Origin of the sequence: Streptococcus mitis, assembly GCF_003942995.1 — a bacterium.
Classification (GTDB): domain Bacteria; phylum Bacillota; class Bacilli; order Lactobacillales; family Streptococcaceae; genus Streptococcus; species Streptococcus mitis_CV.
This window is the reverse complement of sequence record NZ_RJOH01000003.1, coordinates 127646-141590: the sequence shown is the minus strand read 5'-3', so window position 1 is coordinate 141590 and position 13945 is coordinate 127646. Positions and strand designations below refer to the sequence as shown.

The window sequence follows — 13945 nt, the reverse complement described above, 5'->3', positions numbered from 1 at the left end:
ATAGGTGATGAAAGAGAAAAGTATGTGGAAAGAATTATTGAATCGTGCAGGCTGGCTGTTAATCTTTTTGCTAGCGACAATTTTATATCAGATTCCTATAGGGGTTACTGCTATTTTAACTTTAAATGCAGTACCACTGTTACAGTCAGGGCTTATAGTTGCTGGTATTTCGATTGTGATTCTGGCACTGTTTATTATAGGGGCTCGTAAAAAGCAATTAGCAAGTTTTAATTTTTCTTTTTTTAGAGCTAAGGATTTGGCACGTTTGGGCTTGAGTTATCTAGTTATTATCGGGTCAAATATACTTGGTTCCATCTTATTGCAATTGTCAAATGAGACGACAACAAGTAATCAGTCTCAGATTAACGATATGGTTCAAAATAGTTCACTGATTTCCAGTTTCTTCTTGCTAGCCTTGCTGGCTCCGATTTGTGAGGAAATCTTGTGCCGTGGGATTGTTCCTAAAAAGATTTTCCGAGGAAAAGAGAACTTGGGATTTGTAGTCGGTACGATTGTGTTTGCTTTATTGCATCAACCAAGTAATCTACCTTCTTTATTGATTTATGGAGGTATGTCGATCGTTCTATCTTGGACGGCTTATAAGACCCAACGTTTGGAAATGTCGATCTTACTTCACATGATTGTGAATGGGGTTGCTTTCTGTTTGCTAGCTCTTGTGGTGATTATGAGTCGGACATTAGGAATTTCTGTTTAGAAAGTTTTCATGTAGGAACTGATCTCTTTCTACTAGGGAAAGATGAATGCAATCGTATCCATCTTTTTCTTTTTATGGTAAAATAGAGAAATAATATGGTGAAAAGCCTTGAGGGAGTGACCGATATGTCAACTAAAGCAAATCATGCAAAGACAGCTATTTGTGGAATTATCAATGTAACCCCAGACTCCTTTTCGGACGGTGGTCAATTTTTTGCTCTTGAGCAGGCGCTCCAGCAGGCTCGTAAATTGATAGCAGAAGGGGCTAGTATGCTAGATATCGGTGGAGAATCGACTCGGCCGGGAAGTAGCTATGTTGAGATAGAAGAGGAAATCCAGCGTGTGGTTCCAGTGATTAAAGCGATTCGCAAGGAAAGTGATGTCCTCATTTCCATTGATACTTGGAAAAGTCAGGTGGCAGAGGCTGCTTTGGCTGCTGGTGCCAATCTAGTCAATGATATCACTGGTCTCATGGGTGATGAAAAAATGGCCCATGTGATAGCTAAAGATGGAGCGAAAGTGGTCATCATGTTTAATCCAGTCATGGCTCGACCTCAGCATCCTAGCTCGCTCATCTTTCCTCATTTTGGCTTTGGTCAAACCTTTACAGAAAAAGAGTTAGCTGATTTTGAAAAAATGCCAATCGAAGACTTGATGAAGGCTTTCTTTGACAGAGCCTTAGCGAGAGCGGACGAAGCGGGTATTGCACCAGAAAATATCCTGCTGGATCCAGGAATCGGCTTTGGTCTGACCAAGAAAGAAAATTTGCTCCTTTTACGGGACTTGGATAAACTCCATCAGAAAGGCTATCCAATCTTTCTTGGTGTTTCGCGTAAGAGGTTTGTCATCAATATCCTTGAAGAAAATGGTTTTGAAGTCAATCCTGAGACCGAACTTGGTTTCCGCAATCGGGATACGGTTTCGGCTCATGTAACCAGTATCGCTGCGAGACAGGGTGTGGAAGTGGTGCGCGTGCATGACGTAGCCAGTCACAAGATGGCGGTTGAAATTGCCTCTGCTATTCGTCTAGCTGATGAAGCGGAAAATCTAGATTTAAAACAATACAAATAAGATGAAAGAAATTGAAAACAATCAGTGGATTGCCAACTACCGGACGGACCAACCGCATTTTGGCTTGGAACGTATGGTGGAACTATTAGCCTTGCGTGGCAATCCCCATCTCAAACTCAAGATCATCCATATCGGAGGGACCAATGGCAAGGGCTCGACCATTGCTTTTTTGAAAAAGATGCTGGAAAAGCTAGGTCTGACAGTTGGGGTGTTCAGCTCGCCCTATCTCATTCATTATACAGACCAGATTAGCATCAATGGGGAATCTATTCCAGAAGAGAGACTAGAAGCCCTTATGGCAGACTATCAGACTTTGCTGGAAGGAGAAACGGCTGCTAATTTGCAGGGAACAACCGAGTTTGAGATAATCACAGCTATAGCCTATGATTACTTTGCCTCTGAACAAGTAGATGTGGCCATTATGGAAGTGGGCATGGGCGGACTTTTGGATAGTACCAATGTCTGCCAGCCAATTTTAACAGGAATTACGACCATTGGATTGGACCATGTAGCCCTACTTGGTGACACCTTGGAAGCTATAGCAGAGCAGAAAGCTGGTATTATCAAACAAGGTATTCCCTTGGTGACAGGTCGTATCGCTCCAGAAGCTTTGGCTGTGATTGACCACATCGCGGAAGGGAAAGATGCGCCGAGATTTGCCTACGGGACAGATTATCAGGTCAGCCATCAAAAGAGTGTGGTTACAGGCGAAGTCTTTGACTATACAAGTGTTGTCAGGCAAGGTCGCTTCCAGACTGGCCTGCTTGGTTTGCACCAGATAGAGAATGCTGGAATGGCCATAGCTTTACTTGATACTTTTTGTCAAGAAGATGGTCGAGAACTAGCAAGTAATCACTTGCTTGCTCAAGCCTTGGAAGAAACAAGTTGGCCAGGGCGTTTGGAAATCGTGTCAAGAGATCCCTTGATGATTTTGGATGGAGCCCACAATCCCCATGCTATCAAGGCTTTATTAGCAACCTTGCAAGAACGCTTTGCAGATTATCGTAAGGAAATCCTCTTTACTTGTATCAAAACCAAGGCCTTGGAGGATATGTTGGATTTGTTGGAGCAAATCCCAGATACCGAGCTTACCCTGACACATTTTGACGATAGTCGGGCGACTGATGAAAACGTGCTGAAAGAGGCAGCCAAGTCTAGAAATCTCAGCTACCAAGGTTGGCAGGATTTTCTAGAGCAAAAATTGACAGATAAAACAGAAGAGAAACAAACAGTTAGGATTGTCACAGGTTCCTTGTATTTCTTGAGCCAAGTGAGAGCCTATCTGATGGAGAGGAAGAACGAAAATGGATACACAAAAGATTGAAGCAGCTGTAAAAATGATTATCGAGGCTGTAGGAGAGGACGTTAATCGCGAGGGCTTGCAGGAAACACCTGCTCGTGTCGCTCGTATGTACCAAGAGATTTTTTCAGGTCTTGGTCAAACAGCAGAGGAACATTTGTCCAAATCCTTTGAGATTATTGACGATAATATGGTGGTAGAAAAGGATATTTTTTTCCATACTATGTGTGAACACCACTTCTTGCCATTTTATGGTAGAGCGCATATTGCCTATATTCCAGATGGCCGTGTGGCAGGTTTGTCTAAGCTAGCCCGTACGGTTGAAGTTTATTCGAAAAAACCACAAATTCAAGAACGATTGAATATCGAAGTAGCCGATGCTTTGATGGACTATCTAGGCGCTAAAGGAGCCTTTGTTGTTATTGAGGCGGAACATATGTGTATGAGCATGCGTGGTGTTAGAAAACCAGGCACTGCAACCTTGACGACAGTAGCTCGTGGTCTATTTGAAGCAGATAAGGACCTTCGAGATCAGGCTTATCGTTTAATGGGACTATAATACTTTTCGAAAATCAAATTCAAACCACGTCAGCTTCCATCTGCAACCTCAAAACAGTGTTTTGAGCAGCCTGCGGCTAGCTTCTTAGTTTGCTCTTTGATTTTCATTGAGTATAAAAAGAATCCGCTTTAGGCGGATTTTTCTAGAAAGGAATCATTATGGATCAACTGCAGATTAAGGATTTGGAAATTTTTGCTTATCATGGTCTTTTTCCTAGTGAGAAAGAATTGGGGCAGAAGTTTGTTATTTCCGCAATCCTATCCTATGATATGACCAAGGCGGCGACAGATTTGGATTTAACAGCCTCTGTCCATTACGGAGAATTGTGCCAGCAGTGGACGGCATGGTTTCAGGAAACGAGTGAAGATTTAATTGAAACGGTAGCTTATAAACTGGTAGAACGTACTTTTGAGGCTTATCCTCTTGTCCAAGAAATGAAGTTGGAACTGAAAAAACCTTGGGCGCCAGTGCATTTGCCACTAGATACTTGCTCGGTAACCATTCATCGCCGCAAGCAACGAGCCTTTATCGCCCTAGGAAGCAATATGGGAGATAAACAAGCAAACTTGAAACAAGCCATTGAGAAAATGCGAAATCGAGGTATCCATATTCTCAAAGAGTCTAGTATCTTGACGACGGAGCCTTGGGGTGGTGTGGAGCAAGATAGCTTTGCTAATCAAGTGGTTGAGGTTGAAACCTGGTTGCCGGCCCCAGTTCTATTAGAGACCTTGTTAGCCATTGAGTCAGAGATGGGACGGGTGAGAGAAGTACATTGGGGGCCTCGTTTGATTGATTTGGACTTGCTCTTTGTGGAGGACCAGGTCATTTATACAGATGAGCTTATCTTGCCTCATCCTTACATAGCGGAACGCCTTTTTGTCCTTGAGTCCTTACAGGAAATTGCGCCTCATTTTATCCATCCTACATTAAAGCAACCGATCCGCAACTTGTATAATGCTTTGAAACAATAGAAAAAACTCTAGTTTTCAGTCGTTTGTAACTGAAGGCTAGAGTTTTTAAAATAGGTCATTTTCTTCTGGGAGGAGGATAGTTTCTCTACCGTCCATGTCTAAAACCAGTACTCTGGGGGGATAAAGAGGGTCGAAAGGGTGGTTAAAGTCAAAATCAATGGCTGTAGGGAGGTGTTGACTTGAAAAGTGGAAGGTAATTTTTCCTTGGTTATTGAGCAATTGAAACTCGAGTTCCTCCTCCAATTCAAAGACATTTTTTAAGAAGTGGTCGATGATATACCAAAAAGAGTCAATAACATCATCAGGCAAGCTGGTAACAATGCCAAAACTAGCTGATCGCATGTGTGTATTGGTAAAAGCCATATTTCTTCCCCCTTTCTTTTCCCTTATCATACAGTAAATAGGATTAAAAATCAAGAAAAGGTGATTTTTTCTTCATAAACATAGCTTCCTATGAAATTTTTTCAAATAATCTTCAAAAAATGCTTGAAAGTGTTTACAAATAGTGATAAAATGGAATAAATAGAATCATGAAAACGAAATTTTCATACCGTCTCTTTTTTTAGAGTCTCGTGAGGTATGATATAGAAAGGAAATGGAATGAATACAGACGATACAGTAACGATTTATGATGTCGCCCGTGAAGCAGGAGTTTCAATGGCGACAGTTAGCCGTGTAGTCAATGGCAATAAGAATGTAAAAGAGAACACCCGTAAAAAAGTGCTTGAGGTGATTGACCGTTTGGATTACCGTCCAAATGCAGTGGCGCGTGGTCTTGCAAGTAAAAAGACAACCACTGTCGGTGTTGTGATCCCCAATATTACCAATGGTTATTTCTCAACACTTGCTAAAGGGATTGATGATATCGCTGAAATGTACAAGTACAATATTGTCCTTGCTAATAGTGATGAGGACGATGACAAGGAAGTTTCAGTTGTCAATACACTGTTTTCTAAGCAAGTGGATGGTATCATTTTTATGGGGTACCACTTGACTGAAAAAATTCGTTCAGAGTTTTCTCGTTCTCGAACACCAGTTGTTCTTGCGGGAACAGTAGATGTGGAGCACCAGCTTCCAAGTGTTAATATTGACTACAAACAAGCAACGATTGATGCAGTAACCTACCTTGCTAAAGAAAATGAGCGCATTGCTTTCGTAAGCGGTCCACTAGTGGATGACATCAATGGTAAGGTTCGTTTGGTTGGCTACAAGGAAGCCTTGAAAAAAGCAGGGATTTCTTATAGCGAAGGATTGGTATTTGAGTCTAAATACACTTATGAAGATGGCTATGCCTTGGCAGAACGCTTGATTTCATCAAATGCAACTGCAGCAGTTGTAACAGGTGATGAGTTGGCAGCAGGTGTCTTGAATGGCCTTGCTGATAAGGGTGTGTCAGTACCAGAAGAGTTTGAAATCATTACTAGTGATGATTCACAAGTCTCTCGCTTTACCCGTCCAAACTTGACAACTATTGCCCAACCTCTTTATGACCTTGGTGCCATTAGTATGCGTATGTTGACTAAGATTATGCACAAGGAAGAGTTGGAAGAACGTGAAGTTCTCTTACCTCATGGTTTGACAGAACGTCGTTCCACACGAAAACGTAAATAGAAAAAATCAGGGAATCGTGAAGATTTCCTGATTTTGCTTTCTAGAGTAGGAGTTATACTCAATGAAAGTCAAAAGGCAAACTAGGAAGCTAGCCGCAGGTTGCTCAAAGCACTGCTTTGAGGTTGTAGATGAAACTGACGAAGTCAGCTCAAAACACTGTTTTGAGGTTGCAGATAGAAGCTGATGTGGTTTGAAGAGATTTTCGAAGAGTATTAGCCTTCCATATAGTCTTTCAAAGCTGGCCCTGTTAGTCCGGCATTGATGGCGATGAGGAGTTTCAAGCGGGCTTTTTGGGCGTTAAGTTCTTTGACAAAGAAAACGCCTGCTTTTTGCAACTGCACGCCCCCACCTTGGTAGGCATAAACAGGTTCCGCTATACCGTTAAAGCATCGTGAAACCAGAGCGACTGGGATTCCTTTTTGCAGAAGGCTTTCTAATTTTTGAGCCGTTTCTTTGGGAATATTACCAGCTCCGAAGGCTTGGATAATCAAGCCGTCCAATTGTTCCAAATCCAGCATATCAATCAGCTCATCTGTCATACCAGCATAAGCCGAGATGATAGGGACTAAACCTTGTATGTGATCAAGGTCAAAGCGAACACGAGGTTCAGCTGTTTTGAAGTAGAGTATTTCCTGTTTCATGATGAGACCAAGGGGGCCGTGGGTAGGAGTCTGGAAGGTGCTGACGTTGGTCGTATGTGTTTTGGTTACATACTTGGCAGCGTGGATTTCATCGTTCATAACGACCAAAACTCCTTTATCAGCAGCCCTGTCATCGCTAGCCACCCTTAAAGCACTCAGATAGTTGTAAACACCATCACTACCGAGTTCGTTGGAGCTGCGCATGGCCCCTGTTAGAACGATAGGCATATGGGGAACTTCCATGGTATCAAGGAAATAGGCTGTTTCCTCTAAAGTATCGGTCCCGTGAGTGATCACCACTCCATCGTAATTATCTGCTTCCTCTTTAATTTTCTGGTAGAGGGCCAGCATATGCTTGGGTTTGATATGTGGGCTTGGCAGGTTAAAAAAGTCCAAGGCGTGGACTTGGATTCCTTCGAGAGGATTGGACACATGGTTCATGGGATTATCTGAACTTGTCACAACAGCTCCAGAAGCATCGGCCTGCATGGAAATAGTCCCACCTGTATGTAAAACAAGGATTTTCTTAGGCATGATTTACTCACTCTTTCTGAAATGTGGTATAATCATTGTATCACAAAAGGGGAGATTGGGATAGGATGGAAGTCAAAGCTGTTTTTTTTGATATCGATGGAACCTTGGTCAACGATCGCAAGAGTGTTTTGAAATCCACTAAGGACGCGATTAAAATCGTCAAAGAACAAGGGGTGCTTGTCGGTGTAGCGACAGGACGAGGACCTTTTTTTGTTAAGGAATTGATGGACGATTTGGACCTGGACTTTGCGGTAACCTACAATGGCCAGTATATCTTTACTAAAGACAGAGTCTTGTTCACGAGCCCAATTTCCAAGTTACATTTGCGTCACCTCATTACTTATGCTAAAAAAGAGGGCAAGGAGATTGCCCTAGGGACCAAGGATGCCATGTTGGGTTCCAAAATCATGTCTTTTGGTTTGGGTTCTTTTTCCCAACGAATCAGTCGCTTCGTTCCCTCTGTTTTAACTCGGACAGTGAGTCATTCCTTTAATCGTATGGTCAGCAAGATTGTTCCCCAAAAGGAAGAAGACCTGCTTCATCTGATGAATCAGCCTATCTACCAAGTTTTGATGCTGATGACGCCAGAAGAATCTGAGAAGGCGGCAGCTGATTTTGAAGACTTGAAATTGACACGTAGCAATCCTTTTGCAGCGGATGTCATCAATCAAGGAAACTCTAAATTGGAAGGCATACGCCGAGTCGGGAAAGAATATGGCTTTGACCTCAACCAAGTCATGGCCTTTGGTGACTCAGATAACGACCTAGAAATGCTGGCGGGTGTCGGTATGTCGGTCGCTATGGGAAATGGTAGTAGCAGTGTCAAGGAAGTTGCCAAGCACATCACCACTAGCAATCAGCAAGACGGAATCCATAAGGCCTTGGAACATTTTGGTGTTCTAGCTTCAGAAAAAGTTTTTGTCAGCCGTGACTATCATTTCAATAAGGTCAAGACCTTCCACCACATGATGGATGAACGAACCCAAGAAGAACCTCGAGCTTGGGATTTAGAAGGTGCAACCCACAGGGCTGGCTTTAAAATAGAAGAATTGGTGGAATTTGTTAGAGCTGCCAGTCCTTCTGAAGAGGACTTTGGTCAAGCTCTATCGCAACTTCATCAAGCTCTGGATAAGGCAGCAGATAAAGTAGCTAAGAAGACGCCTGCTCAGCAAGATTTGATAGGTCAGGTAGATGCCCTGATTGACACACTTTACTTTACCTACGGTAGTTTTGTCTTGATGGGGGTGGATCCAGAACGTATTTTTGATATTGTTCATCAGGCCAATATGGGGAAAATTTTCCCAGATGGCAAGGCTCATTTTGATCCAGTGACCCACAAAATCTTAAAGCCAGATGATTGGGAAGAAAAATATGCTCCAGAACCTGCTATTAAAAAGGAACTGCAGCGTCAGCTCAAGGCTTATGAACGCCATAAAGAGAGAAATAATACTCAATGAAAATCAAAGAGCAAACTAGGAAACTAGCCGCAGGCTGCTCAAAACACTGTTTTGAGGTTGTAGATGGACGTTGACGTGGTTTGAATTTGATTTTCGAAGAGTATAAATAGTAAACAAAAAGGAGCACTGAGCTCCTTTTTTCGTGATTATAAGGTTTTTTCTTGTTCTCTGACTACCAGCAAATCGACCTTAGCATGGCGGAGGATGTATTCAGATGAAGAACCGACCAAGAGGCGTTCAAAGGCGTTGAGACCAGTTGCGCCAACGAGGATAAGGTCCACTTCTTCAGCATCTGGAATAGTACGCGCTAGTAGGGTCTTTGGATTTCCCATTTCAATAACGATGTGAACATCTGTCACACCAGCATCTTTAGCACGTTTTTCGTACTCTTTCATCAGACTTTCGGCGTCGACTTGGAGTTCTTCGTAAACTTCAGCATCAAAGGTGGATACGCTTTGGAGAGCGCGTATGTCAATGACATGTGCGATGGTGAGTTTAGCGTCGTTTCGTAGAGCAGAATGAACTCCCTTGACAAAAGCCAAGTCCGCTTCCTTAGAACCATCGATTGCGACCATAATATTTTGGTAACGTTGTGCCATAATGAAACCTCCTGAAATTTTCTTACTATAATTGTAAACCTTTTCACTATAGAAGTAAAGTAAAAAAAGTATTTTTCAAAAGAATGTTAGCGCTTAAAATCTATATAAATATATGATAAAATAAAAGAAAGGATAGCAGGAAAGAAGTGAAGGGAGGGAGAATGATGAAGCACTCTTTTCAAGAATCAAAAAAATCAAATTTCCTTTATTATGGAATTATCCTAGTGTCAGTCTTGGTAGAAGTTATCATGATCTGGCAATTAGAGAGTCTGGTACCGCTTCTTTATCCAGGTTTTATCGGATTTTTAGTCTTTCATGTACTCTACCATCTGTTATTGTTCCTAGTCGCTAAACGAAGTGGGCGTTGGGATTGCTTGATGATATGGGGGCTTTTCCTCATGTTCAATCTTCTTTATGACTCCTTTTTAGGCTTGCTTTTTCTAGGTTTATCTTTTGGTATGTGATGTGACTTTCGCAAAATACCTGCTATCTCCCCTGTCTTGACCTCGCTTTTAGCGAGGCTTTTCTTCTATACGAAACTAGTCACACGTTTCAGTAAACTTGTCGCATTTTCTTTCTAGTGGTATAATGTTACTATCCTGATGAATTGAGGAAACAAGATGAAAGAATATAATAAGTCTAGTAAGTTAGAGCATGTTGCTTATGATATCCGTGGTCCTGTTTTGGAAGAAGCCATGCGGATGCGAGCAAATGGAGAAAAGATTTTACGTCTGAATACAGGAAATCCAGCAGAATTTGGTTTTACAGCGCCAGACGAAGTCATTCATGACTTGATTATGAATGCGCGTGATAGTGAAGGTTATTCTGACTCGAAAGGGATTTTCTCAGCCCGTAAGGCTATCATGCAGTATTGCCAATTGAAGAAATTCCCAAATGTAGATATTGATGATATCTACCTTGGAAATGGTGTCAGTGAGCTGATTGTCATGTCCATGCAGGGGCTTTTGGACAATGGGGATGAGGTCTTGGTACCAATGCCAGACTATCCTCTCTGGACAGCAGCTGTCAGCCTAGCTGGGGGAAATGCCGTTCACTATGTCTGTGATGAAGTTGCAGAATGGTACCCAGATATTGACGATATCAAGTCAAAAATCACTTCCAATACCAAGGCAATCGTCCTTATCAATCCAAACAATCCAACTGGAGCCCTTTATCCTAAGGAACTTTTGTTGGAGATTATTGAGATTGCCCGTCAAAATGATTTGATTATCTTTGCGGATGAAATCTACGACCGCATGGTAATGGATGGGCATGTGCATACGCCTGTGGCGAGCCTGGCGCCAGATGTTTTCTGTGTTAGCATGAATGGTCTATCAAAATCCCACCGTATCGCTGGTTTCCGTGTGGGTTGGATGGTCTTGTCTGGACCTAAGACACATGTTAAAGGCTATATCGAAGGTCTCAATATGCTGTCCAATATGCGCCTTTGCTCTAATGTTTTGGCTCAACAAGTCGTACAAACTTCCTTGGGCGGTCACCAATCAGTCGATGAATTACTTCTTCCTGGTGGACGAATTTATGAGCAAAGAAATTTCATCTACAATGCTATTCAAGAAATCCCAGGTTTGTCTGCTGTTAAACCCAAGGCCGGACTCTATATCTTTCCTAAAATCGACCGCAATATGTACCGCATCGATGATGATGAGCAGTTTGTCCTTAATTTCTTGAAGCAGGAAAAGGTTCTCTTGGTTCATGGTCGAGGTTTTAACTGGCAGGAACCAGACCACTTCCGTATCGTTTACCTTCCTCGTGTCGATGAACTAGCCCAAATACAAGAAAAGATGACTCGTTTCTTGAAACAGTATCGTAGATAGGGCTTACATTCGAAAAAGCGCTAAAAAGCTGGAAACATTTGCCTAGAGCTATTGACAAAAGTAAAAGAATCAGATAGAATAGTAAAGTATGTTTAGTAACTGATCACTTTATAGCCGGCTAAACGAATACAAAATCTATGAGGAGGTATTCATCGTGAAACGTACTTATCAACCAAGTAAACTTCGTCGTGCGCGCAAACACGGATTCCGTAACCGTATGTCAACTAAAAACGGTCGTCGCGTATTAGCAGCTCGTCGTCGTAAAGGACGCAAAGTTTTGGCTGCATAATCCAAACGAACCATATCAAAAATCAGTAGGAACTCGAGTCTACTGATTTTTATTTTTGTAAAAAAGTACAAAAAGCTTTATATTTTTGCTCAAATGGTGTATAATATTTCACATACTGTAAAAATGGAGAATAATCATGAAGAAATCAAAAGTTATGCTTTTTGGAGCTATGGCTTTGACAGCAGGTCTAGCTCTAGCAGCATGTGGGTCTTCCCAATCAAGTAATGCAGACAAGACTTACTCTTATATCTTTGTCAATAACCCAGATACCTTGGATTATATTACTTCTACCAGAGACTCTACATCTAGTATCACAACCAACTTGATTGATGGGTTGTTGGAAAACGACCAGTATGGCAATCTCATTCCATCTATGGCTGAGTCATGGACCGTGTCAAAAGATGGTTTGACTTACACTTATAAAATCCGTCAGGGGGCTAAATGGTACACTTCTGAAGGAGAAGAGTATGCGGATGTGACGGCTCATGATTTTGTGACTGGTCTCAAGTATGCGGCTGATAAAAAAGCTGAGAACTTGTACTTGGTTCAAGACTCTATCAAGGGACTAGCAGACTATGTTGAAGGGAAATCATCTGATTTTGGAACTGTTGGTGTTAAGGCAGTGGATGATTACACGCTACAATACACCCTCAACCAACCTGAGACTTATTGGAACTCTAAAACAACAGCAAGTATCCTTAGTCCTGTAAATGAAGCCTTCTTGAAGTCTCAGGGAGATGACTTTGGAAGTGTGACACCATCAAGTATCTTGTCAAATGGTCCTTACTTATTTAAATCATTCACATCCAAATCTTTGATTGAACTTGACAAAAACCCTAATTACTGGGATAAGGATAATGTTAAAATTGAGAAAGTGAAACTCTCTTTCTTTGACGGTTCTGACCAAGACAGCATTGCTAGAGGTTTCTTGGATGGTAATTATACAGATGGCCGTATCTTCCCAACAAGTTCAGTATTTGCTGAACTTAAGAAGGGAAATGAGGACAAGATTACCTACACACCGCAAAACTCAGTTACTTTCTATTATCTTTTCAACGTGAATCGTCAAAGCTACAAGCAGACTATGAAACAGTCTGATAAGGAAAAGACAGATTCACGCGCAGCTATGCAAAATAAAGATTTCCGTCAGGCTATCAACTTTGCCTTTGATCGTCATGCCTATGCAGCACAGACAAATGGTGAAGATGGAGCAGACCGTATCTTGCGTAATACGATTACACCAAGTAACTTTGTTCAAGTTGGTGATAAGAACTTCGGTGATGTTGTTAATGAGAAAATTGTCAATTATGGTAAAGATTGGGCAAATATCAATCTAAACGATGCTAAGCAAGCCTTCTTGAATCCTGAAAAAGCCAAAGAGAAGTTTGCCAAGGCCAAAGAAAGTCTGCAAGCACAGGGAGTAACTTTCCCAATTCATTTGGATATGCCAGTTGATCAGACTGCTAAGTTGGATGTGCAACAGGCTGGATCTTTCAAACAAACAGTAGAAGAAACTCTTGGTAAGGATAATGTAGTCATTGATGTTATCCAACTTTCTCCAGATGAAAAAGACCAGGCAACCTACTTTGCAGATACAGCAGAACAAAAAGATTACGATATCGACATCTCAGGATGGGGTGGAGATTACTCAGATCCTAAGACTTATCTAGCCATCCTTGATCCAGAGACAGGTTCTCAGTTGAAAAACATGGGCTTGTCTGAAGGAAAAGACAAGGAAGTTAAGGACAAAATTGGTCTTGCTGACTACAAGAAACTCTTGGATCAGGCTGATGCGGAAATCACAGATACTCAAGCTCGCTATGAAAAATATGCTGAAGCTCAAGCTTGGTTGACAGATACTGCCCTCTTCCTACCAGTTCAAAGTGGTGGAGCTAACCCAATCTTCCGTAAGACTGTACCGTTTACAGGACCATTCTCATTTGTTGGTCATAAGGGAAATGCGGATAACTACAAATATGTTGAACTGCAAAAAGAGCCAGTAACTGCTAAACAGTACCAGGAACTCTATGAAAAATGGCTGAAAGAAAAAGTTGAGTCAAATAAAAAAGCTCAGGAAGATTTAGCTAACCATATTCAATGATATTCCTAGTCATGCTTTTCAGTTAATACTTTTCGAAAATCTCTTCAAACCACGTCAGCGTTGCCTTGCCGTATATATGTGACTGACTTCGTCAGTTTCATCTGCAACCTCAAAACAGTGTTTTGAGCTGACTTCGTCAGTTTCATCTACGACCTCAAAGCAGTGCTTTGAGCAGCCTGCGGCTAGCTTCCTAGTTTGCTCTTTGATTTTCATTGAGTACAAGCATAGTGATAGGATTCAGAAAAAGGCCTTACCAGATACTT

14 protein-coding genes are annotated in these 13945 nt (G+C 41.8%); 11 read left to right on the top strand and 3 right to left on the bottom strand.

Going from position 1 to position 13945, the window contains the following annotated elements; genetic code table 11:
* Positions 1-7: 7 nt before the first annotated feature.
* The 5 genes from D8836_RS03575 to folK all read left to right on the top strand — a co-directional run bounded on the left by D8836_RS03575 (position 8) and on the right by folK (position 4615).
* The gene (locus D8836_RS03575; protein ID WP_185756876.1) at positions 8-715 is read left to right on the top strand and encodes a CPBP family intramembrane glutamic endopeptidase; all 708 of its coding nucleotides are present in this window, start codon (positions 8-10) and stop codon (positions 713-715) included.
* A 95-nt stretch (positions 716-810) separates the two neighbouring features.
* Complete coding sequence (gene folP, locus D8836_RS03570; RefSeq protein WP_185761587.1) at positions 811-1785, top strand: dihydropteroate synthase; 975 nt, start codon at positions 811-813, stop codon at positions 1783-1785.
* 1 nt (position 1786) lies between these two features.
* Positions 1787-3109: a bifunctional folylpolyglutamate synthase/dihydrofolate synthase gene (locus D8836_RS03565; RefSeq protein WP_125393159.1), complete on the top strand. Its 1323-nt coding sequence runs from the start codon at positions 1787-1789 to the stop codon at positions 3107-3109.
* A complete protein-coding gene (folE, locus tag D8836_RS03560; RefSeq protein WP_049487304.1) occupies positions 3090-3644 on the top strand; it encodes a GTP cyclohydrolase I FolE in 555 nt (184 codons plus the stop codon). The genes D8836_RS03565 and folE overlap by 20 nt, the downstream gene beginning before the upstream one ends.
* A 158-nt stretch (positions 3645-3802) precedes the next feature.
* Positions 3803-4615 carry a 2-amino-4-hydroxy-6-hydroxymethyldihydropteridine diphosphokinase gene (gene folK / locus D8836_RS03555; protein ID WP_125393158.1) on the top strand — a complete coding sequence of 271 codons (813 nt, stop codon included), beginning with the start codon at positions 3803-3805 and terminating at the stop codon, positions 4613-4615.
* Positions 4616-4660: 45 nt separating this feature from the next.
* Here the strand turns inward: folK and D8836_RS03550 are convergent, their stop codons facing one another.
* Positions 4661-4978, bottom strand: coding sequence for a DUF960 domain-containing protein (locus tag D8836_RS03550; protein WP_000886035.1), 318 nt, complete (start codon positions 4976-4978; stop codon positions 4661-4663).
* 237 nt (positions 4979-5215) lie between these two features.
* Here D8836_RS03550 and ccpA point away from each other — a divergent pair, with 237 nt between their 5' ends.
* Positions 5216-6226, top strand: coding sequence for a catabolite control protein A (gene ccpA / locus D8836_RS03545; RefSeq protein WP_001090628.1), 1011 nt, complete (start codon positions 5216-5218; stop codon positions 6224-6226).
* Positions 6227-6438: 212 nt separating this feature from the next.
* Here the strand turns inward: ccpA and D8836_RS03540 are convergent, their stop codons facing one another.
* Entirely contained in the window at positions 6439-7401 is a 963-nt protein-coding gene (locus tag D8836_RS03540; protein ID WP_125393157.1) for an asparaginase, read from the bottom strand.
* Between the two features lie 65 nt (positions 7402-7466).
* On the opposite strand from D8836_RS03540, the gene D8836_RS03535 reads away from it, so the two are divergent.
* A complete protein-coding gene (locus D8836_RS03535; protein WP_125393156.1) occupies positions 7467-8858 on the top strand; it encodes a Cof-type HAD-IIB family hydrolase in 1392 nt (463 codons plus the stop codon).
* Between the two features lie 146 nt (positions 8859-9004).
* On the opposite strand, the gene D8836_RS03530 is transcribed toward D8836_RS03535, so the two are convergent.
* Positions 9005-9457, bottom strand: a complete 453-nt coding sequence (locus tag D8836_RS03530; protein ID WP_125393155.1) for a universal stress protein — start codon at positions 9455-9457, stop codon at positions 9005-9007.
* A 161-nt stretch (positions 9458-9618) separates the two neighbouring features.
* Here D8836_RS03530 and D8836_RS03525 point away from each other — a divergent pair, with 161 nt between their 5' ends.
* The 4 genes from D8836_RS03525 (at position 9619) to D8836_RS03510 (ending at position 13682) form a co-directional block, all read left to right on the top strand.
* A complete protein-coding gene (locus D8836_RS03525) occupies positions 9619-9921 on the top strand; it encodes a hypothetical protein (RefSeq protein ID WP_185761586.1) in 303 nt (100 codons plus the stop codon).
* Positions 9922-10077: 156 nt separating this feature from the next.
* A complete protein-coding gene (locus D8836_RS03520; RefSeq protein WP_125393154.1) occupies positions 10078-11292 on the top strand; it encodes a pyridoxal phosphate-dependent aminotransferase in 1215 nt (404 codons plus the stop codon).
* A gap of 154 nt (positions 11293-11446) precedes the next feature.
* Positions 11447-11581, top strand: coding sequence for a 50S ribosomal protein L34 (rpmH, locus tag D8836_RS03515; RefSeq protein ID WP_000831905.1), 135 nt, complete (start codon positions 11447-11449; stop codon positions 11579-11581).
* A gap of 136 nt (positions 11582-11717) precedes the next feature.
* Complete coding sequence (locus tag D8836_RS03510) at positions 11718-13682, top strand: peptide ABC transporter substrate-binding protein (protein WP_125393153.1); 1965 nt, start codon at positions 11718-11720, stop codon at positions 13680-13682.
* Positions 13683-13945: the final 263 nt, after the last annotated feature.

Bases quoted from the DNA above. Each gene is read 5' to 3' on its own strand.
- D8836_RS03520 (WP_125393154.1), top strand. From the start codon at position 10,078: ATGAAAGAATATAATAAGTCTAGTAAGTTAGAGCATGTTGCTTATGAT.
- folP (WP_185761587.1), top strand. From the start codon at position 811: ATGGTGAAAAGCCTTGAGGGAGTGACCGATATGTCAACTAAAGCAAAT.
- D8836_RS03550 (WP_000886035.1), bottom strand. From the start codon at position 4,978: ATGGCTTTTACCAATACACACATGCGATCAGCTAGTTTTGGCATTGTT.
- D8836_RS03525 (WP_185761586.1), top strand. From the start codon at position 9,619: ATGATGAAGCACTCTTTTCAAGAATCAAAAAAATCAAATTTCCTTTAT.
- D8836_RS03540 (WP_125393157.1), bottom strand. From the start codon at position 7,401: ATGCCTAAGAAAATCCTTGTTTTACATACAGGTGGGACTATTTCCATG.
- folK (WP_125393158.1), top strand. From the start codon at position 3,803: ATGGATCAACTGCAGATTAAGGATTTGGAAATTTTTGCTTATCATGGT.
- ccpA (WP_001090628.1), top strand. From the start codon at position 5,216: ATGAATACAGACGATACAGTAACGATTTATGATGTCGCCCGTGAAGCA.
- D8836_RS03565 (WP_125393159.1), top strand. From the start codon at position 1,787: ATGAAAGAAATTGAAAACAATCAGTGGATTGCCAACTACCGGACGGAC.
- D8836_RS03510 (WP_125393153.1), top strand. From the start codon at position 11,718: ATGAAGAAATCAAAAGTTATGCTTTTTGGAGCTATGGCTTTGACAGCA.
- D8836_RS03530 (WP_125393155.1), bottom strand. From the start codon at position 9,457: ATGGCACAACGTTACCAAAATATTATGGTCGCAATCGATGGTTCTAAG.
- D8836_RS03575 (WP_185756876.1), top strand. From the start codon at position 8: ATGAAAGAGAAAAGTATGTGGAAAGAATTATTGAATCGTGCAGGCTGG.
- D8836_RS03535 (WP_125393156.1), top strand. From the start codon at position 7,467: ATGGAAGTCAAAGCTGTTTTTTTTGATATCGATGGAACCTTGGTCAAC.
- folE (WP_049487304.1), top strand. From the start codon at position 3,090: ATGGATACACAAAAGATTGAAGCAGCTGTAAAAATGATTATCGAGGCT.